This window comes from Kitasatospora fiedleri (assembly GCF_948472415.1).
In the GTDB taxonomy this organism is placed as follows: domain Bacteria; phylum Actinomycetota; class Actinomycetes; order Streptomycetales; family Streptomycetaceae; genus Kitasatospora; species Kitasatospora fiedleri.
Map to the genome: position 1 here is coordinate 7,664,449 of NZ_OX419519.1, position 19,374 is coordinate 7,683,822.

The following is a 19,374-nucleotide window of genomic DNA, read 5'->3' on the forward strand; positions in this document are numbered from 1 at the left end:
GGACGGACGGCCCCGCTCGCTACGCGGTGGCCGGCGGGTTCCACTTCTGGGCGGTGGTCCCGTTGCAGTCCCAGATCTGGAGCTGCACGCCGTTGGCGGTGTTGGAGGACGGGATGTCCAGGCAGCGGCCGGAGTTGGGGTTCACCAGCGTGCCGTTGACGGCCTGCCACTGCTGCGCGCCGCTGCCGTTGCAGTCCCAGAGCTGGACCAGGGTGCCGGCGGCGGTGCCCGAGGAGGTGACGTCCAGGCACTTGCCGAGCGCCTGGAGGGTGCCGCCGGTGGACGTCCACTGCTGGGCGCCGCTGCCGTTGCAGTCCCACAGCACGACCTTGTTGCCGTTGGCGGTGCCGGAGTTGGAGTCGTCCACGCACTTCGCGGTGTTCAGGCCCGAGGTGATCGGACCGGACCCGGTGCCCGGGCCGGACGCGTACACCTCCAGTTCGTAGAGCCGGGCGGCGGTGTCGCCGCCGGTGTTGGTCGGGGTCGAGACCACCACCCGCACGTACCGGGCCGAGCGGACCGCGAACGGGCTGTAGGTGCGGCTGGAGCGCGAGCCCGTGACGGTGGCGGCGGTGCTCCAGGTGGTGCCGTCGGTGCTGGTCTGCACCTGGAAGGCGCCGGTGTTCCAGGCGGTGTTCTCACCGCCGAGCCCGGCGTGCTTGAGCACCACCGAACCGACCGGCTGCGCCGAGCCCAGGTCGACCTGGAGGCTCGCCCCGGTCGCCTTCGAGCACCACTTGCTGTTGTTCTGCAGGCTGCCGTCGACGGCCTTGTCCGCGCCCTCGGCGGTGGCGCACGCGGCCGAGGAGCTGGTCGCCTTCCCGCGCGCCAGGTCGGTGCCCAGCTCCGGGGCGGCGGGCACCGGGCTCGCGCCGTCCTGGAAGGAGGGCGGCACGTCGCCCGCGCCGGTGCCCCAGCTCGTGCTGGGCGCCGACCCCATGGTGAAGTCGAGGGTGCCGCCGGCCGCGAGGTCCGGGTAGCGCAGGTAGTTGTGGCTGGTGGCCGTCCCGTTGACCTTCAGTCCCTGCACGTAGGAGCCGGTGCCGGACGCGTTGACGGTGATGTTGCCGCCCGGGCGCTGGATCAGCACGGACGGGAAGGACGGGCCGTGCACGGCCAGGGTGTCGGCGCCGGGCGTCGACGGGTACAGGCCGAGGGCCGCCCAGACGTACCAGGCCGAGGTCGCCCCGAGGTCGTCGTTGCCGGGCAGCCCGCCCGCGCCGGTGGTGAAGGACTCGGTCATCACCTTGCGGACGGCCGCCGAGGCCCCGGCCGGGTAGCGGGCGTAGTTGTAGGCCCACGGGACGCCGTGCTCGGGCTCGTTGCCGATGTAGTAGTACGGCAGGCTCTGCCCGGCGTTGACCTGGGTGAAGTGGTGGTCGAGCCGCTGGACGGCGGTCTGCCGGCCGCCCATGTCGTTGATCAGGTCGGCGAAGTCGTAGGGGACCATCCAGGTGTACTGGGCGGCGTTGCCCTCGGTGAAGTCGGCCTGGGCGGCCGGGTCCAGCGGCCACTTCCAGCTGCCGTCGGAGTTGCGCGGCTGCACGTAGCCGGACTCGGGGCCGTAGGTGTTGCGCCACCACTGGGCCCGGGTCATGAAGTCGGTGTAGTCCGCGGTGCTGCCGAGCGCCTTGGCGAACTGGGCGACGGCGAAGTCGGAGGCCGAGTACTCCAGCGAGTCGGACGGCGCGCCGGGGATGTAGTGCAGGTTGGTGTAGGTGCCCTGGTTGCCGCGGATCGGCGAGCCCTGCGCGGTGCCGCCGGCCGAGGCCTTCTTCATCAGCGCCAGCGCGGCGGCGGTGTCGAAGCCGCGGGCCCCGAAGGCGTACATGCTGGCGACGATGATCGGGCCGGGGTCGCCGGTCATTACGAAGTCCTCGTTGGTCTGCTGCGACCACTTGGGCAGCAGGCCGCCCTGCTGGCCGTCCAGGACCATCGAGTTGGCGATGTCGGCGGCCTCGTTCGGCGCGATCAGCGCGATCAGCGCCGCCCAGGAGCGGTAGATGTCCCAGCCGGAGTAGTTCTGGTAGACCGGGCGGGCCGAGTTGTGCACCGCGCCGTCGAAGCCGCGGTAGTCGCCGTTGACGTCGCTGGCGACGTTCGGGCTCTGGAAGACGTGGTAGAGGGCGGTGTAGAACTTCTTCAGGTCGGTGGCCGAACCGCCGCTGACCTGGGCCCGGTTGAGGACCTGGTTCCACGAGGCGTCGGCGGCGGAGCGCACGGCGGCGAAGTCCCAGCCGTTGTTCTCGGCGGTCAGGTTGGCCTGGGCGTTGGCGGTGCTGACGTAGCTCAGCGCCACCTTGAACTGCACCGTCCGCGAGCTGCTGGTGTCGAAGGTGAGGTAGGCGCCGGTGTTGGTGCCGGACGCGCTCGCCGAACCGGCGCTGACGGTGGAGCCGGACCAGGTGCCGAAGCCGGTCGGGGCCCGGTCGAAGCGGATGTCGAAGTAGATCTGGTAGGTCTTCGAAGAGCCGCAGAAGCCGCCGGCGGTGACGCTGCCGGTCACCTCCGAACCGCTGACCTTCACCGAGCCGCTGCGGTTGCCGGTGGCGCTGCGGCCGGTGTTGACCAGCAGCTGGGCGGCGTTGGTGGCGGGGTAGGTGAGCCGGCCCATGCCGGTGCGGGTGGTGGCGGACAGCTCGACGTCGGTGGCGTACTTGTCGAGCCGGTTCTTGTAGTAGCCGGGGGAGGCGGCCTCGTTCGACTTGGTGTAGCCCGAGGCGTAGCCGGTCCAGCTGCTGCCGGGCGAGGCGCCCAGCGCGCCGGTGACCGGCAGCAGCGGGAGGTCCTCGTTGTTCGGGCAGCCGGCCCCGTCGAAGTGGGTGAGGCTGAAGTCCTCGATCGAGGTGTCCGAGTTGCGGTAGCCGGACGGCGAGGCCGTCGGCGTGTCGGGGCTGAACTGGACTCCGCCGAAGGGCACCACGGCGCCCGGGTAGGTGGAGCCGCCGGCGCCGCCCCCGACGGGGTTCGGCGCGTTGCTGTCGTCGGTCCCGATGAACGGGTCGACGTACGGGGTGAGGTTGGCCGCCGCCGTCGCGGCGTGCGCGACGGGGGCGGTGGCGAGGAGGCCGGGGCCGAAGGCGGCGAGCAGGAGCGCGCCGGCCGCGACGGCGGCCCGGGACTTGAGAGCGGGCAGGGGCACCGTGAGCACCTTCCGGTAGCGATGTGAACGTTACCGAGCGAGTGGCATTGTTCCGACGATGTCGAGCGCCAGTCAAGGTCATGACACAACGTCAACTCCGGTTTTTTCCGGGGACTTTGCCCGGGACATCGAGGTGTGACGAAGCTATTGACAGCCCGCCGCCACGCCATCAGACTCCCAACTCTTGCGTGAACGTTACCAATTGCGGCACGGAGGCCGGCCCAATGACACAACCCCTCCTGGAAGCCAGGCAGGTGAGCAAGCGCTACGGCCAGGTGCACGCCCTCCAGGGCGCCGACTTCACCGTCCACCCCGGCGAGGTGGTCGCCCTGATCGGCGACAACGGCGCCGGGAAGAGCACCCTGGTCAAGACGCTCTCCGGCTCCGCCGCCCCCGACGGCGGCGAGATCCTGGTGGACGGCACACCGGTCCGGTTCGCCGGCCCGCTCGACGCCAGGCGCCACGGCGTGGAGACGGTCTACCAGGACCTGGCCCTCGCCCCCGACCTGGACGCCGCGGCCAACCTGCACCTGGGCCGCGAACTGCACCGCCCCGGCCTGCTGGGCCGGCTCGGCGTGCTGGACAACACCGCGATGCGCCGCGCCGCCGTCGCCGCCTTCGCCGAACTCGGCGTCGACCTGCGGGACGTGTCCGTCCCGGTGGCCGCGCTCTCCGGCGGCCAGCGGCAGTCGGTGGCGGTCGCCCGCGCGGTCGCCTTCGCCAGCCGCGTCATCTTCATGGACGAGCCCACCGCGGCCCTCGGCGTGGTCCAGCGCGGCCGGGTGCTGGAGACCGTCCGGCGGGTCCGCGACCGCGGCATCTCGGTCGTCCTGATCAGCCACAACATGCCGGAGGTGCTCTCGGTCGCCGACCGGGTCGAAGTCCTGCGCCTGGGACGGCGGGTGGCGGTCTTCGACGCCGCCGCCACCTCGGTCGAGGAACTGGTCGGCGCGATGACCGGGGCGCTGGACCCGGTGCCCACCTCCACCAGGAAGGACGGTACGGCGTGAGCACGCGGATGCCCGGAGCGGCCGGCGGCGAGACGGCCGGAGTCGGCGGGGCGGTCGAGGACGGCGGGGCGGCCGGTGTCGGTGCAGCGGCCGGTGCCGGCGAGGCGGTCGGTAGTGAGGCGGTCGGCGGTGAGGCGGTCGTGGTCGAGGGTGGTGAGGCGGGCGCCGGCGGGGCCGGCAAGGCGGTCGGCGGCGGCGCGGTGCGGCGTTCCCCGCGCGCCGTCCCCGGGTGGGCGCGCCGGCTCGCCGCGGCGAACGAGGCGTGGACCTTCGGCGTCCTGCTGCTGCTGGTGGCGTTCTTCACCGCCGCCCGGCCCGACACCTTCCTGACCCGCTACGACCTGACCCAGATCGCCACCAACGCCGCGATCTACCTGGTGCTGGGCGTCGGCATGACGTACGTGGTCATCGTCGCCGGGATCGACCTGTCGGTCGGCTCGGTCCTGGTGCTCTCCGCCGTGCTGTCGGCCGAGTACACCATCCACCACGGCGGGGCGGCGGCCGGCTGGGGCACCGTCGCGGTGTCCACCCTGATCGCGCTCGTCACCGGGCTGCTCTGGGGCGCGCTGCAGGGCTGGCTGGTGGCCAAGGCGAAGGTGCCGCCGCTGATCGTCACGCTCGGCGGCTTCGGCGCCGCCCTGGGCATCGCCCAGATCGTCACCGGCGGCCAGGACCCGGCCGGGGCGGTCTCCGGGAAGCTCCAGCGCGGCGTCGGCTTCGGCAAACTCCTCGGCCAGATCCCCTGGCTGGTCGTCATCGCCTTCGCCACCACCGTGGTGTTCGGCCTGGTCCTGGCCCGCACCCGGTTCGGCCGGCACACCTACGCGATCGGCTCCAACCCGGAGGCCGCCCGCCGCTCCGGCATCGACGTGGACCGTCACCTGGTGCGGGTCTACGCCCTGACCGGGCTGCTCGCCGGACTCGGCAGCACGATGTGGCTGGCCTACTTCGGCACCACCTCGATCGCCGGGCACTCCACCGACAACCTGAAGGTCATCACCGCGGTCGTGCTCGGCGGCGCCAGCCTGTTCGGCGGGCGCGGCAGCGTGCTCGGCACGGTGATCGGCGTCTTCATCCCGGCCGTGCTCACCACCGGGCTGATCATCATGGACGTCCAGCAGTACTGGCAGGACGTCGCGATCGGCGTGGTCCTGGTCGCGGCGGTCTACCTCGACCAGTTCCGCCGGCGCGGCCGCGAGCGCGGCTGACCACCCGGCCGGTCCGCCCGGGCGCCGCCGCACGTCCGGTCGCCGCACGCCCGGACCCCACGAGCCCGCTCCCGCGCGCCCGCCCCCACCCACCCGCAGTTCCCCCCACCCGCAGGAGGAGACCCGCCATGCCCGGAACCAGCAGATCGCGCACCCTCGTCCGCTGCTGCGCCGTCCTCGCCCTGGTCGCCGCCGGTACCGCCACCGCCGGCTGCGGCAGCGACGGCGGCGGCGGTGCCAAGAGCGTCACGCTGAAACTCGTCACCGGCGTCAAGAGCGACCCGTTCTACATCACGATGGCCTGCGCCGCCCAGGCGGAGGCCGAGAAGCGGGGCGTGAAGCTCACCGTCGACGGCTCGGCGCAGTGGGACGTCGCCGTGCAGCGGCCCATCGTCGACGCGGTCGGCGCCAACCGCCCCGACGGGCTGCTGATCTCGCCGGTGGACACCGCGGCCCTCACCCCGTCGCTGACCCAGGTGCAGAACGCCGGCACCAAGGTCGTCCTGGTGGACACCGCGGTCAGCGACGCCTCCGTCGGCGTCTCCCGGATCTCCTCCGACAACGAGGCCGGCGGGCGGACGGCCGCCAAGGCGCTGGCCGAGCTGATGGGGGACCGGGGCTCCGCCCTGGTGATCAGCGTCAAGCCCGGGGTCTCCACCACCGACGCCCGGATCAAGGGCTTCACCGAGGAGATGAAGGCGAACCACCCGGCGATCACCCTGCTGCCCGTCCTCTACGACAACGACCTGCCCGCGACCGCGGCCTCCCAGCTCCAGGCCACCCTGGCCGCCCACCCCGACCTCGGCGGGGTCTTCGCCGGCAACACCAACACCGCGCAGGGCGTCGCCACCGGCCTCCAGGCCGCGGGGCGCCAGGGCGCGGTCAAGGTCGCCGCGTTCGACGCCGAGCCCGACGAGGTCGCCGCCCTGAAGAGCGGCACCCTGGACGTCCTGGTCGCCCAGGACCCGGCCGGCATCGGCACCCAGGGCGTCGACCAGGCGCTCGCCGCCGTCGCCGGACAGCCGGTCACCGCGCAGATCGGCACCACCATGGTGGCCATCACCAAGGCCAACCTGGACGACCCCGAGGTCGGCAAGTACGTCTACCGGGAAGCCTGCTGACCCCGGGCCGGGACCGCTCCCGGCCCCGGCGGGAGCCGCCCGGCGGTCGGCCGGGGACGGGCCGGCGGGCGTCGTAGGATGCACTCTCCGACGCCCGCGCCGACCCGCGGGCGCCCGGGACCCCCGTCGTCCGATGCCCCGGTACGCCGCGCGCGCACGCACCGGACGCCGCGGGGCCGCGGCAGGGGCTCGACGGCGGGCCCCGGGGGAGCGTGCCGAGGAGGAGCCCTGTTGAAGCGCCCGACGATGAAGGACGTGGCCGAAGCCGCGGGGGTCAGTCTGATGACGGTCTCCCGGGTCGTCTCCCAGACCCCGGGCGTCTCGCCCGACACCGCCGCCAGGGTCGAACAGGCGGTGCGCCGACTCGGCTACCAGCGCAACGACAACGCCCGCAACCTGCGGCAGAAACGACTCGGCACGTCCACGATCGGGCTGGTCGTCGACGACCTCGCCAACCCCTTCTACGCCCTGATGGCCCGTTCGATCGAGGACGAGGCGCACCGGCGCGGCTGCGTCGTCCTGGTCGGCAGCACCAACGACGAACCGCGCCGGGAGCGCGAGGTGATCGCGGCCTTCACCGCCCGGCAGGTGGACGGTCTGATCATCGTCCCGACCATCGGCAGCCACGGCTTCCTGAAACCCGCCATGGAGGCGGGCACCCAGGTGGTCTGCGTCGACCGCCCCGCCAAGGACCTCGACGTGGACACCGTCACGGTCGACAACCGCGACGGCGCCCGACGGGCCGTCACCCACCTGCTGGACCACGGCCACACCAGGATCGCCTACCTCGGCGACCGCTACGACATCTGGACCCAGCGCGAACGCCACGCGGGCTACCTGGACGCGCTCCGCGCCCGCGGCCTGGCCCCCGACCCCGCCCTGGTGCGGCACGGCCTGCGCTCCCACCCGGAAACCCGGCTCGCCCTCGCCGCCCTGCGCGCCCTGCCCGAACCGCCGTCCGCCCTGTTCAGCAGCAACGACCTGATCACGCTCGGCGTCCTGGACCGCGCCGACGGCCCGGACGGCCCGGACGACCCGGAGACCACCGACGGCCCCGCGCCGATGGCCGTCGTCGGCTTCGACGACCTGCCGCTCGCCAAACGCCTCAACCCGCCCCTGACCGTCGTCAGCCAGGACCCGGTCGCGGTCGGCAGCACCGCGGCCAACCTCCTGTTCGCCCGGATCACCGGCGACCGCTCCGCCCCGCGCCAGGTCGTCCTGCTCACCCGCTTCGTCGAACGCCGCTCGGGCGAACGCCCCGCCCACCGGACCGACCACCCCACCGACAGCCCGGCCGCGGCGCCCTGAGCGGCCCGGGCTCCGGCCCGGGCGGTGGGGCGGGGGGTGCGGTGGTTAAGGTCGGGGCATGAGCGCTCGTTACCTCCTGCCGTACGCCCCCGATGCGATCGGCGGTCTGCCCGCCGGACTCGACGCCCTGGTGTGGGACGGGGACGGGCCGGTGCCGCCGGACGAGGCGCTGCGCGAGGTGGAGTTCTTCTGCCTGCCGTACATGCGGCACGCCGTCGCGCTGCCGGTGATCGGGCGGCTGCCGTCGCTCAAGGTGGTCCAGACGCTCACCGCCGGGATGGACGACGTCCTGCCGCACGTGCCGGCCGGGGCCGTCGCGTGCAACGCGCCCGGGCTGCACGACGCCAGTACCGCCGAGCTGGCGGTGACGCTGATCCTCGCCTCGCTGCGCGGCGTCCCGCACTTCACCCGCCTCCAGGACCAGGAGCGCTGGCAGCAGGAGTTCCACCCGTCCCTCGCCGACCGGACCGTGCTCATCCTCGGCTACGGCTCGATCGGCCGGGCGCTCGCCGCGCGACTGGAGCCCTTCGAGTGCGAGGTGGTCCGGGTCGCCCGCCGCCCCCGCCCCGAGGAGGGGGTGCACGGCGTGGCGGAGCTGGCGGAACTGCTCCCGGCCGCGGACGTCGTCGTGCTGCTGACGCCGCTGACCCCGGAGAGCCGCCACCTGGCCGACGCCGGGTTCCTGGCCCGGATGAAGGACGGCGCGCTGCTCGTCAACGTCGCCCGGGGCCCCGTCGTCGACACCGGGGCGCTGCTCGCGGAACTCTCCGCGCGGCGCCTGCGGGCGGCGCTCGACGTCACCGACCCGGAGCCGCTGCCCGCCGGGCACCCGCTCTGGCACGCCCCCGGGGTGCTGATCACCCCGCACGTCGGCGGCCCCAGCAGCGCCTTCCTGCCGCGGGCCAAGCGCGCCCTGCGCCGACAGGTCCTGCGGTTCGAGCACGGCGAACCGCTCGCCCCCGGGCACTGACCCGCACCACCCGCCCGCCCCCGGCCGCCGCTCGCGCCCGCGCGGCACTTCCTTCGGACGATCACCCGATCCAGGGTGCGCGACGTGCTGCGCGCGCCCACTCGTCCCGGGCGGACGGGTAGCGGCCGTCGCGGGTTCAGCCCAGGTCGAGGAGCTGCTCGTGGAAGCCGCCGAAGCCCCGCGCGGTGTCGACGAGGTGGATCTCCAGAATCCAGTGGCAGACCCGTCCGGCCCGGTCGGTGCGGCGCATGGGCGTGGTGTTGCCGGGCGCGATGTAGGACTCGATCTCGGCGGCGTCGATCTTCTCGTGCGGGAACTCGCCGACCAGGTGCCCGGCGTGGCCGGTGCCGCCGAGCGTCCAGCCCGCGGCCCGGGCCAGGCGGTCGACCTCGGCGTGCAGTCGGGCGCCGGTGACGTCCGGGTGCTCGGCGAAGTAGCGGCGCCCGGCGTCGAACACCGCGGGCAGGTCCGCGGCGAGGCGCAGCTTGTCCGGGTCGTCGCCCAGGACGTAGGTGCGGCCGAGGTCGGCCTCGAACTCCTCGAAGATCGGGCCGAAGTCGGCGAAGGCGATGTCGTCGGCCTCGAGGACCCGGTCCGGCGGGCTCTCCCGGTAGGGGAACAGGGTGTGCGGGCCCGAGCGGACGATGCGTTTGTGCCAGTGCCTGGTCGTCCCGAACAGCTCGTTCGCCAGGTCGCGGATGCTGTCGCTGACGGCCTGTTCGCTCCGGCCGGGGGCGACCAGGCCGCGCCGGGCCACCTCCTCGAACAGGACGGTCGCCTTGGCCTGGGCGTCGAGCAGCCGCCGGGCGCGGAACTCCTCCGCGGTGGCGGTGTCCACGTAGGCCCAGGCCCGGGCGCCGGAGCGCAGGTCGGCCCGGATGCGCAGGTAGTCCTCGACCTCGTAGTGGTCGGCCGCCGCGAGCTCCGCGGCGTTGAGCGTGAAGACGGTGCCCTCGATCGCGTCCGCGGGGTCGTCGGAGCGGACGGCCACCGGGTGCCGGTCGCTGCCGCTGTCGGCGATCACGTCCGGGTCGGTGATCGTCACGGTGTCCAGCCGGAAACCGGTCAGCGCGTCGGGGCGGCCCGCCAACTCGCGCCCGAACCGGGCCCGTTGGACCTGCGGGAGGCGGAGCGTCCCGTACGAGAACAGCAGCTGGTCGGACACGGGACCCCCATTACGGTGTGGCATCTGCCAGTGGTTTCGCCACTCTACCGTGGCAGTTGCGAGGGCCACCGGTGATTTCGCCCACGCTCGGGTGCGCGGTACCCTCGCGACTGCGTGCCGCCGGCGGCATTTCCGCCAGTGGATGCGAGGAGCGTGCGCCGGACGGGGACGGGGACGGGGTCGTGCGGGCCGAGTGGGTCGGAGACTCGGGTACGGGCGGCGTCGTTTCCGCCCGCCGGGAAGTCCTCGCCGTGCGGGGCGCGGACGGAGTGCTTGCCGAACCGGAGACCGGGTCCCGGCCGACGTGGCGCGCGCACAGGACGGCCACACAGGACGGGCGATCGCCCCTCCACCGCACCGGATCAGCCGGTCACCCGCTGGTTGCGGGCCGGGCGGATTCCGGCGGGGACCGGCTCCCGCTCCTGCTCCGCGACCACCCGCGCCGGTGGTCGGGGAGTCGCCGGTCCGGGGTGTGCCCGCGTGGAGGCGGCGGACCATGCCGTAGAGCGCGCCCAGGGCGTGCACCTGGTCGGCGAGGACGGCCGGGTACTGCCGGGCCGTCGTGTTCAACGCGACGTAGCACGCGCGCAGTTCGTGCTCGCGCCGCTGCCGCGCTGCCGCCGCCTCGACGCGTTCCCGCTTGCGCCGCCCGCCGCCCGCCGCCCGTCGTCCGTCGTCCGCCGCGCGTTGCGTCAGCAGCGTCCCGACGATGCCGACCACCGCAATGCCCAGCGCGCCGGCCCCCTCGATGTCCACTCCGGCCCTCCGTCCGCCGCGCTCCGCCGTACGACCAGCGAAGCAGCGGGCCCGGGGGCGGGGGAACGGCAGGTCCTGGGTCCGCACGGGATTCGCCCCGGGGCCGGGCCGGTCTCAAGCCGTCGCTCAGGAAGGGGCGTTCGGGCGGCGGGCCAGGAAGACGTGTTCCCGGCCGGGGCGGTCCGGGGCGTCCCGGACCTCGACCGGGTCCAGGCCCGCCGCGCGCAGATCGGCCTCGACCTCGGCGCGTTCGCGGAAGCGCAGGGTGGAGTCCGAGGTGAGGTGCTGCCCGTCCGCCGCGAACACGTAGTGCCAACGGAACGTCACCAGCGGCCCGGAGACGTCCAGCAGCTCCACCCAGTTCTCCACCGCGCCGACGCCCGGCAGCTCGCTCACCCGGTGGGACGCCTCCCGCGTCTAGGACTCCCAGGCCCGGCGGGCCGGCACCCGGCTCTCGAACACCAGGTGCCCGCCCGGACGCAGCGCGCCGCGCACACCCAGCAGGGTGGCGTGCCACTGCCCGGGATCGGTGACCGCCTGGGCGGCGTTCGCGGTCATGGTGACCAGGTCGACCTCCAACGGGGGCAGGCCCGTCGCGTCCCCGACCAGCCAGCGGACCCGCCCGGCACCCGGCTTGCCGCGGGCCACCGCGACGGACGCGGCGGCCGGGTCGACACCGAGCACGCGCACGCCGCGACCGGCCAGCAGCAGGGCGAACACCCCGGTGCCGCAGCCCAGGTCGAGGACGCGGGACGCGCCGAGCTCGTCCACCAGGGCGAGGTAGGGCGGCAGGTCGTCGCGCACCGGGTCGAGCGCGTCGTGGATCGCCGCCAGCCGGGGCAGGGTGAAGCATTCGTCGGCCATCCGTGCGACGGTAGTGCCGACGGCGCCCCGGCCGCGCCCGGTTTTCGGTACGGCCGGGGCGGGGGAGAGGGGAGCGGCGGCAGCGGGAAAAGGGGTTGTCGGGGGTCGGGGGGATTCCGTACGGTGTCCGGGTGAACACCGGAACGGCCATGGGCCACGCACGGATCGGTGACCCGGTGGGCGACTGACCGCGCCCCGGGTGCCGCAGGGCCGCCCGCATGCCAGAGGACCACCAGCTCCTCCGCGCAGTGCGCGTACCGCCCCCCTGCCGACCACATCCGGAACGAGGTCAGACCCGAACCATGCCCGCCGCCTTCAACCACACCATCATCGCCTCCCGGGACCGCACTGTCTCCGCCCGCTTCTACCAGGAGCTGCTGGAGGCCGAACAGGCGCCCTCCTGGGGCCCGTTCACCAATCTCCGGCTCGCCGACGGCGTGCTGCTGCAGTTCGCCGAACCGCCGGTGGAGATCCAGCGCCAGCACTACGCCTTCCTGGTCGACGACGAACTCTTCGACCGCGCCCACACCATGCTGCGCGAACGCGGCATCGACCACTGGGCCGACCCGCAGATGCAGCGCCTCGGCGAGACCAACACCGAGCACGGCGGGCGCGGCGTCTACGTGCTCGATCCGGCCGGCCACGGACTGGAGCTGATCACCCGCCCCTACCTGTGACCGGTTGATCCGCCGACCTGTTGATCTGCCGACCCGCTGACCTGTCGACGCGGGTCGGCGGATCGGCGAATCGCGGGTGCGAGGATGGGGCGATGGACCATCAGGAACTGCGTGCGGCCCTGGCGGAGACGCGAAGCGTCCTCACCCCGCAGCTCGGCCTGGACTGGGGCGTCCCGGCCGGCCCCCTGGAGTGGAGCTGCCGGGACACCCTCGCCCACATCGGCCACGACCTGCTCGCCTACGCCGGGCAGCTCGCCGCCCGGCCCACCGACCGCTACCTGCCCTTCGACCTGACGGTGCGTCAGGACACTGGCCCCGCCGACCTGCTGGCGACCGCGCTGGCCTGCGGCGACCTGCTGGCCCTCGCCCTGGCCGCCGCCGACCCCGGGCTGCGCGCCTGGCACTGGGGCCCGACCGACCCGAGCGGTTTCGCCGCGATGGGCGTCGCCGAGACGCTGCTGCACACCCACGACATCACCACCGGCCTGGCCCTCGACTGGACGCCGCCGCCCGCGCTCTGCGCCGCCGTCCTGGCCCGGCTCTTCCCGGACGCCCCCGCCGGAGAGCCCGCCCCCGTCCTGCTCTGGTGCACCGGCCGCGGCGAACTCCCGGGCCGGTCGCGCCGGGAGTCCTGGGCCTGGCGGGCGGCGCTCGCCGAATAGCTGTCGGAGCTGTCGGAGCCGTCGGAGCCGGTGTGGCGGTCGCAGTCGGCGGAGGCGTGCGGGGAACGGGTGCGCCTTCGCTAGAGTCGGGGCATGAGCGAGCAGACGGAGCAGCTGGAGCAGGCCGGGTCGGCCGAGGAGTCGGTGCGGGCGCCGTTCGGGAACTTCCCGCAGGTGCGGCGGGCGGTGGACGCCGTCGAGGAGTTGGCGGCCCCGGTGGCCGAACTGCTCGGGCGCTGGGACGCGGAACTGGCCCGGCAGGTGCTGTACGTGGACACCGACCCGGAACTGGCCGACACCGCCGTGTTCTGCGCCGCGTACGACGTCCCGGCGGAGGCGTCCGCGAACTGCGTGGTGGTCGCCGCGAAGCGCGGCGGGGAGACCACGCTGGCCGCCGGGCTGGTGCTGGCCACCACCCGGCTCGACGTCAACAAGGCGGTGCGGAGTCACCTGGGCGCGCGCAAGGCGTCGTTCGCGCCGATGGACACCGCCGTCGGCGAGAGCGGCATGGAGTACGGCGGCATCACCCCGTCGGCCTGCCCGCGCACTGGCCGCTGCTGGTCGACGCGGCGGTCGCCGCCGCCCCGTACGTGCTGGTGGGCAGCGGTCGGCGGCGCGGGAAGCTGATCCTGCCCGGTGCGGTCGCCGGTGCGCTGCCCGGGGCGCAGGTGCTGGAGGGGCTGGCCGGCTGAGCGTGGCGGTGCGCGGGCCGGTGCACGGGCCGGGCGGGGAACATCGGGGGTGTCCGGATGGTTGGACCGGATGGTCCCCCGGGGCGGTGCCCCGGGGGGACGAGTCGACGTCCCATGCGAGGAGTGAGTACTAGATGACCACGGACCGTGCCGTCCTGGCCGGCGGCTGCTTCTGGGGTATGCAGGAGCTGATCCGCAAACTCCCCGGCGTCCAGTCGACCCGCACCGGCTACACCGGCGGCGAGAACGCGCACGCCACCTACCGCAACCACCCCGGCCACGCCGAGGCGCTGGAGATCGTCTACGACCCGGAGCGGATCAGCTACCGGACGCTGCTGGAGTACTTCTTCCAGATCCACGACCCGAGCACCCTGGACCGGCAGGGCAACGACATCGGCAGCAGCTACCGCTCGGCGATCTTCTACGCGGACGAGGCCCAGCGCGCCACCGCCCTTGACACCATCGCGGACGTCGACGCGAGCGGCCTGTGGCCGGGCAAGGTGGTCACCGAGGTGACCCCGCTCGGCGATTTCTGGGAGGCCGAGCCCGAGCACCAGGACTACCTCCAGCACTACCCCAACGGCTACACCTGCCACTACCCGCGCTCGGGCTGGAAACTCCCGGTCCGCGAAGGGGCGTAAGGGCCTGAGCCCCGACCCCCACGGGGGCCGGGGGCGGGTACGGCGGCGGCGGTCATCGGTTTCGGTGGCCGCCGTTCGTCGTGGTGGAGAGGGGCGAAACGCCGGGCTCCGTTCACGGCACGGCGGCGGGGGCACTGAGGTCGCGGGTCTTGCGCAGGAGTTCACGGTCGGTGCAGTAGCTGTCCGGGTCGTCCACGGTGCACAGGACGTATTCGCCGTGGACGCGGAAGACACTCAGTGCGAACTCGCAGTCCCATGACTTGCCGAAGCTGGCAAATGCCTCCTGCCCCTCGGTGGCGCTCCGCTCACTGACGAAGACGTCGGATTCGCTGCGGACGTAGAACATCCAGGTGCCCTCGCGTTCGCACGAGGCCGTGCCCGGAATGCCGTCGGCGATGGCCCGGTGGTCGGGGCCCAGGTGCAGCGTCATGCCGAAGCCGTCCTGCCACGTCCCGAGCATGTCGCTCTGGCCGACCACGACTTCGTCGGGCCGCTGGTAGCCGATCAGGCCGGCACGAGCTGCCGAGAGGAGGGCCAGCGGCGCGAGCAGTACCGCCACGATGAGCGCGATCCACCCCCAACGCGCCAGTGCTGTCTTCTTGATCATGGCCACCCGCCCCGTTTCGTTCGACGCATGCGAACGCACCCGGCCGACGGCATCCAGGGGCAGGCGATCGGATGAGATCGCCTCATCATGGCATCAAATTTGAACGCGTTCAATCTTGTGATGTCGTCCCGGACGGACGGCGGCGCGGACCCGGTCCTCGACCGGGTACCGGGACCCGGGCCGTGCCCACTGCGCAGACCGCAGCGGAGTCGGCATCCGACCGGTGGTGCGCGGCACTGCCGATGCTCGGCGAGTTCTGACGGCTCGGCGGACTTTCGGGGGAGCGGCGCACGAGGTGACCGGGGAAGGCGGGAGAGAAGGGCTCGTGAGCCCCGCCGACTTCTCCACCGAACCGGACAGTTGCCCGCCGCGCGCCGTACTGCCTGGCGGTGCGGCTCTCTGCGGCTGGGCCCGGAATTGCGTGACGGGCCAGGTGGTCGGCCCGAAGGTGGAGCCGTTTCGCGGGGATGGGCTTGCCTGCTCGGAAACAGGCGAGTCGGCACCCCTCCTCGATCGTTCGCGGGCCTCCGGCCGTAGCCCCGGAATTCCCCTGGTTCTGCCCGGATTCCCGCGCGGTTGAGCGGTGGGTGACGAGGTCGGGTCGCGCTTCGGATCGCCGTGGCTCAGTTCGGCGAGTGCATCAGGGAGGTGAGGTAGGCGTTCAGTCGTTCCTCCATGGTTGGTGTCGTCAGCTCGGTCCGTCCGGCCTCCTGCCACGGCTGCGCCACCCACTGGACTTCCTCCGAGAACGCCAGGGGGGCTCGCACCTGCCAGTACAGCCGTTCGGCCGCGGTCGGGGCCAGCGTTCCGCCGGCCTCCTGGTAGGTCTCGGTGAAGCGCAGGCCCCACTGTGGGCCGTGCAGTAGCGCGAGATTGGTGGAGCAGTGCGCCACGTCGAGGTCCGTCGGGCCCCAGGAGGCCGCCGCCCAGTCGACGACACCGGTGATCCGGGGGTCGGCGGTGCCGGTCGGATCGTCGGGCGGTGGGCCGAACAGCACGTTGCCGGGCTGGAAGTCGCGGTGCAGGAAGCGCCCTTCGTAGCGCGGCGCGGGCGGGCGGATCACGTCGATCGCGGCGTTCCAGACCGCGGGGTCGGCGGTCTCGGGGGTCACGACCGTGTCGGCGGTCGTCAGCGCCACGTACTCCCGGGGTCGGACGGCGGGCCGTACCGCGTGGATCGCCACGAGTTGACGGGCCAGCAGGGGCAGGCGCGTCTCCAGCCCTTCGTCGGCGAGGACCGTTCGGCCCGGCAGGTGGGTCATGAGGAGCGAGGGGTACGCGCAGTGCGCGGCAGTCGGATCGACGGCCACCAGTGCGGGCGCCGACACGTCGGTGCCGGTCAGCGCGGTCAGGGCGCCGGCCTCCCGGTGCAGGAGGTCCTCGGCCGGCCCCTGCCGGGTCGGGTCGACGAAGGAGCGGAGCACCAGGTGGCGGGTTCCTCCGTCCCGCGTGCCGATGGTCAGCCTCCGCATGTCGGCGGTGGCACCGCCGTGCAGCGTCTCCGCTCGGACGATCCGTTCGCCGGGCCCCAGGTGTCGACGCACCCAGGCCAGCGTCGACGGCCGGACGGGCGCCGCCTCGTCATGGTTGGTCATCGTGCCACTTCATCACCTGGACGGCGGTGCGCACGAGCCCTTGCGAGCCGGTCCGCGAGTGGTGGGCGGGGAGTTTCAGCCGGTCCCCTCCGGGGTGCTGCGGGCGCGGAGGAGGGTGTCGAGGGAGTCGACGATCCAGTCCCAGGACTCCTGCGGGGGGACGGGGGTGTGGGCGAAGCCGCCGGCGGATTCCAGGCCGATGTAGCCGTGGAAGACGCTGCCGAGGAGGCGGACCGCGTGGGTCTGGTCGGGTTCGGGGAGGCGGTAGCCGCGGAGGATGGCCCGGGTGAGGTGGGAGTGGCGGGGGGCGGCGCCGGCGGCGGCGGTCTCGGGGTCGAGGCGGAGGCGGGCGGCGTCGTAGCGGCCCGGGTGTTCGCGGGCGTAGCCGCGGTACGCCTCGGCGAAGGCGGCCAGGGCGTCGCGGCCGGACCGGCCGGCGATCGCGTCGGTGGCCCGGTCGGCGAGTTCGGCGAGGGCCAGCAGGGCGATCCGGACCTTGAGGTCGTGGGAGCTCCTGACGTGCGAGTACAGGCTGGCGACCTTGACGTCGAAGCGGCGGGCCAGTTCGGTCACCGTCACCTGGTCGAAGCCCACCTCGTCGGCCAGTTCCGCGCCTGCTCGGGCCAGTACCTCGGGGGTCAGACCTGCACGTGCCACCGCACCCACCCGTCCCTTCCTCGTCGTCCGGTCGTGCTTCCTGAGTCGATTATCCATTTGCCTAAACGACTTAGGCAAATTAGCGTGGTGTTTCGTGAGAGAGCTGACCGATCCCGAGATCCGCGCCGCGTTCCTGAACTGTTCCAAGGGCGAGGCGAAACGACTGAACCTGCCCCGTGAGCTGCACGAACAGCCCTGGCCGGAGCTGGACTTCCTCGGCTGGCGCGACCCGCAGGCCCCGGACCGGGCCTACCTGGTCACCGAGCTGGAGGGCCGCCCGCAGGCCGTCGTCCTGCGGTCCTCCTCCGGCGCGTCCTGGCAGCCGCGCCGCAGCATCTGCTCGCTGTGCGTCACCACCCACACCGGCGGGGTCTCGCTGCTGGTGGCCCCGCTGGCCGGTCCCGCCGGGCGGCAGGGCAACTCGGTCGGTGCGTACATGTGCAGCGACCTGGCCTGTTCGCTGTACGTCCGCGGCCTGCGCGAGACCGGCACCAAGCTCCACGAGTCGCTGACGCTGGAGCAGCGGATCGAGCGGATGCGCGGCAACCTGGCCGCCTTCCTGGCGAAGGTGCGCGGGGAGGCCGCGGCGGGCTGAAGCCCCGCCGGGGGTGCGCGGCCGGGCTCAGGGGAGTTCGACGGAGAGCTGGGTGCCCAGTTCGCGGAAGCCGACCCGGGCGGCGACCCGGCGGGAGGCCGGGACGCGGGCGCGCCACTGGGGAAGCAGCCCGGCGGCGAGGGCGAGGGCGTGGGCGGCGGCGGCCGTCGCGGCGGCGCGGGCCAGGCCCCGGCCGCGGGCCGCCGGGTCGGTCAGCACGCTGAACTGGGCGGTCTCGAACGGCCAGGCGCGGTAACCGCAGGCGGCCAGGACGCGACCGTCCCGGAGGACGGCGAACGCGGGCGAGGTGATCTCGCCGAGCGCGGCCTCGTCGCGTTCCGCAGCCGATACCCGGGCCTCCAGGGCGCGCAACTCCTGGTGTTCGCTCGGGAGTTCGCGGACGGGTGGGTGCCGGGCCGCCGACGCGAGGTCGATCGGGGCGAGGTAGGCGAGCGCGGCGGGGCCGAGCACCCGGCCGACCGGCAGGGTGGTGCGCAGCCGGTCGGCGTCCCACCCGGCCTCCGGGCAGGACCGCAGCGCGGCGCGGAGCAGTTCGGCGCGCCGGGCATCCGGGGCGGTCGCCAGCACCGCGCCGCCCAGCGTCAGCAGGCCGGTCCAACCCGGCGGGCACAGGCCGGAGTTCGGCGACACCACGACGCTCGCGGCACCCGGCGCGGGGAAGGCCGCGGGCACGTCGGCCAGCCCCGTCCAGAGGCGGGACGCCCGGTGGAGCAGGTGGTCGTCGGTCATCGCCCGATTCTGGCAGCGCGGTCGGCTCCGCCGCACCGGGATTGCGGACGGGGGCGGGGGGAGTCGGCGGGTGTGGCGGTCGGTCCTGGCCTGGTTCCGGCAGTGCCGTCGGCTCCGCCGCACCGGGATTCCGGGCCGGGGGCGGGGTGGCGGGGCGAGGCTCAGTGGCCGCCCTTCGGGAGTTGGCAGCCGCCCTCCAGGTACGGACCGTGCACCTCGATGTGCGGCGGGTCGGACAGCACGCCCGTCAGGCAGGGGCCGAGCTGCGGGACGGAGAAGGTGAAGTGCACGCCGTCGCCGCCCTGGTCGACGGTGGCGTCCGGGTAGCCGAGGCGGGTGAGCAGGGCCTTGGCCTGCTCGGGGCCGGTCGGGGGCTGTGCGGCGGCCTCGGCGGCGAGGCGGGCGGCGTGCGCCTCGCCGCGGCACTGGGCGGCGGGGTTCAGCGCGGCCGTCCGCAGGTAGGCGTGGTTCTCGGCGTACTTGGGGTTCTCGGGCTGGGGGCCGGACGACGGGGTGTCCACCGGTGACGGCTGCGCGGTGGGCTTCCCCGCGCAGGTCCTCGCGACGCTCGGGAACGCCCGGTCGTGGTCGGCCACCGCCTGTGCGTACTGCTGCTCGTACGCCTGCCGGGCCGCCTGCGCGGCGTCCGGCGAACCGGCGGCGGCGCCCGCGGTGGAGCCGGAACCCGCAGTGGACCCGGAGCCGGGGGAGCCGGAGCTGTGGGTGGAGCCGCAGCCGGCGAGCAGGGTGCCCGCGGCGAGCACGGTGGCGGCCACGGCCAGGGCGGGACGTTTCACGGTGGGGCGCTCCGGTCGGCAGGGACGGGCCCCGGCGGCCCGTCGCGCCGATCATCATTCCGTATGCGGTGGACCGGTGGCCTGAGTACCCGTACTCAGGCCCGGGACGCGCGGGGCAGCAAGGGCGTTCCGGTTCGGGTCAGTTGGAGGCGGCCGT

Annotated in this window: 16 protein-coding genes and 3 pseudogenes; 10 read left to right on the forward strand and 9 right to left on the reverse strand. The window is 73.8% G+C overall.

The genetic code is table 11. The annotated features are described in order from the left end of the window. Nucleotides 1-19 precede the first annotated feature (19 nt). Nucleotides 20-3,142 (reverse strand): GH92 family glycosyl hydrolase, encoded by a 3,123-nt coding sequence (locus QMQ26_RS34975; protein WP_282204120.1) that lies wholly within the window; start codon nucleotides 3,140-3,142, stop codon nucleotides 20-22. 224 nt (nucleotides 3,143-3,366) lie between these two features. On the opposite strand from QMQ26_RS34975, the gene QMQ26_RS34980 reads away from it, so the two are divergent. The 5 genes from QMQ26_RS34980 (at nucleotide 3,367) to QMQ26_RS35000 (ending at nucleotide 8,759) form a co-directional block, all read left to right on the forward strand. Beyond that, entirely contained in the window at nucleotides 3,367-4,152 is a 786-nt protein-coding gene (locus tag QMQ26_RS34980) for an ATP-binding cassette domain-containing protein (protein ID WP_111551561.1), read from the forward strand. Then, a complete protein-coding gene (locus QMQ26_RS34985; RefSeq protein WP_282204121.1) occupies nucleotides 4,149-5,360 on the forward strand; it encodes an ABC transporter permease in 1,212 nt (403 codons plus the stop codon). The genes QMQ26_RS34980 and QMQ26_RS34985 overlap by 4 nt, the downstream gene beginning before the upstream one ends. Nucleotides 5,361-5,488: 128 nt before the next feature. Beyond that, entirely contained in the window at nucleotides 5,489-6,481 is a 993-nt protein-coding gene (locus QMQ26_RS34990; protein ID WP_100838832.1) for an ABC transporter substrate-binding protein, read from the forward strand. A gap of 231 nt (nucleotides 6,482-6,712) precedes the next feature. Then, nucleotides 6,713-7,789, forward strand: a complete 1,077-nt coding sequence (locus QMQ26_RS34995) for a LacI family DNA-binding transcriptional regulator (RefSeq protein ID WP_282204122.1) — start codon at nucleotides 6,713-6,715, stop codon at nucleotides 7,787-7,789. A gap of 58 nt (nucleotides 7,790-7,847) precedes the next feature. After that, nucleotides 7,848-8,759, forward strand: coding sequence for a 2-hydroxyacid dehydrogenase (locus tag QMQ26_RS35000; RefSeq protein ID WP_100838830.1), 912 nt, complete (start codon nucleotides 7,848-7,850; stop codon nucleotides 8,757-8,759). Between the two features lie 136 nt (nucleotides 8,760-8,895). Here QMQ26_RS35000 and QMQ26_RS35005 read toward each other — a convergent pair whose 3' ends face one another. From QMQ26_RS35005 to QMQ26_RS35015, 3 genes and pseudogenes are all read right to left on the reverse strand, one after another. Then, nucleotides 8,896-9,597, reverse strand: coding sequence for a M24 family metallopeptidase (locus QMQ26_RS35005; RefSeq protein WP_282206675.1), 702 nt, complete (start codon nucleotides 9,595-9,597; stop codon nucleotides 8,896-8,898). Between the two features lie 54 nt (nucleotides 9,598-9,651). Next, nucleotides 9,652-10,422 (reverse strand): annotated as a pseudogene (locus QMQ26_RS37650) (gamma-glutamylcyclotransferase family protein); the annotation flags it as partial. 384 nt (nucleotides 10,423-10,806) lie between these two features. After that, nucleotides 10,807-11,544, reverse strand: a pseudogene (locus QMQ26_RS35015) (class I SAM-dependent methyltransferase). Nucleotides 11,545-11,846: 302 nt separating this feature from the next. Between QMQ26_RS35015 and QMQ26_RS35020 the strand changes: the two are divergent. The 4 genes and pseudogenes from QMQ26_RS35020 to msrA all read left to right on the forward strand — a co-directional run bounded on the left by QMQ26_RS35020 (nucleotide 11,847) and on the right by msrA (nucleotide 14,216). Continuing rightward, on the forward strand, nucleotides 11,847-12,221 hold the full coding sequence (locus QMQ26_RS35020; RefSeq protein WP_100838827.1) for a VOC family protein: 375 nt from the start codon (nucleotides 11,847-11,849) through the stop codon (nucleotides 12,219-12,221). Between the two features lie 92 nt (nucleotides 12,222-12,313). Further along, nucleotides 12,314-12,883 carry a maleylpyruvate isomerase N-terminal domain-containing protein gene (locus QMQ26_RS35025; RefSeq protein WP_282204123.1) on the forward strand — a complete coding sequence of 190 codons (570 nt, stop codon included), beginning with the start codon at nucleotides 12,314-12,316 and terminating at the stop codon, nucleotides 12,881-12,883. A 144-nt stretch (nucleotides 12,884-13,027) separates the two neighbouring features. Beyond that, nucleotides 13,028-13,575, forward strand: a pseudogene (locus QMQ26_RS35030) (YbaK/EbsC family protein). A 134-nt stretch (nucleotides 13,576-13,709) separates the two neighbouring features. After that, on the forward strand, nucleotides 13,710-14,216 hold the full coding sequence (gene msrA, locus QMQ26_RS35035; protein ID WP_282204124.1) for a peptide-methionine (S)-S-oxide reductase MsrA: 507 nt from the start codon (nucleotides 13,710-13,712) through the stop codon (nucleotides 14,214-14,216). Nucleotides 14,217-14,328: 112 nt separating this feature from the next. Here msrA and QMQ26_RS35040 read toward each other — a convergent pair whose 3' ends face one another. The 3 genes from QMQ26_RS35040 to QMQ26_RS35050 form a co-directional block, all read right to left on the reverse strand. Next, complete coding sequence (locus QMQ26_RS35040) at nucleotides 14,329-14,829, reverse strand: hypothetical protein (RefSeq protein ID WP_282204125.1); 501 nt, start codon at nucleotides 14,827-14,829, stop codon at nucleotides 14,329-14,331. 617 nt (nucleotides 14,830-15,446) lie between these two features. After that, a complete protein-coding gene (locus tag QMQ26_RS35045; RefSeq protein ID WP_282204126.1) occupies nucleotides 15,447-16,418 on the reverse strand; it encodes a phosphotransferase family protein in 972 nt (323 codons plus the stop codon). Nucleotides 16,419-16,493: 75 nt separating this feature from the next. Continuing rightward, nucleotides 16,494-17,075 carry a TetR/AcrR family transcriptional regulator gene (locus QMQ26_RS35050; RefSeq protein ID WP_282204127.1) on the reverse strand — a complete coding sequence of 194 codons (582 nt, stop codon included), beginning with the start codon at nucleotides 17,073-17,075 and terminating at the stop codon, nucleotides 16,494-16,496. A gap of 94 nt (nucleotides 17,076-17,169) precedes the next feature. On the opposite strand from QMQ26_RS35050, the gene QMQ26_RS35055 reads away from it, so the two are divergent. After that, a complete protein-coding gene (locus QMQ26_RS35055; RefSeq protein WP_100838822.1) occupies nucleotides 17,170-17,670 on the forward strand; it encodes an FBP domain-containing protein in 501 nt (166 codons plus the stop codon). Nucleotides 17,671-17,697: 27 nt separating this feature from the next. Here the strand turns inward: QMQ26_RS35055 and QMQ26_RS35060 are convergent, their stop codons facing one another. Continuing rightward, nucleotides 17,698-18,420, reverse strand: coding sequence for a GNAT family N-acetyltransferase (locus QMQ26_RS35060; protein WP_282204128.1), 723 nt, complete (start codon nucleotides 18,418-18,420; stop codon nucleotides 17,698-17,700). 161 nt (nucleotides 18,421-18,581) lie between these two features. Continuing rightward, entirely contained in the window at nucleotides 18,582-19,217 is a 636-nt protein-coding gene (locus QMQ26_RS35065) for a hypothetical protein (RefSeq protein WP_282204129.1), read from the reverse strand. Nucleotides 19,218-19,374 lie beyond the last annotated feature (157 nt).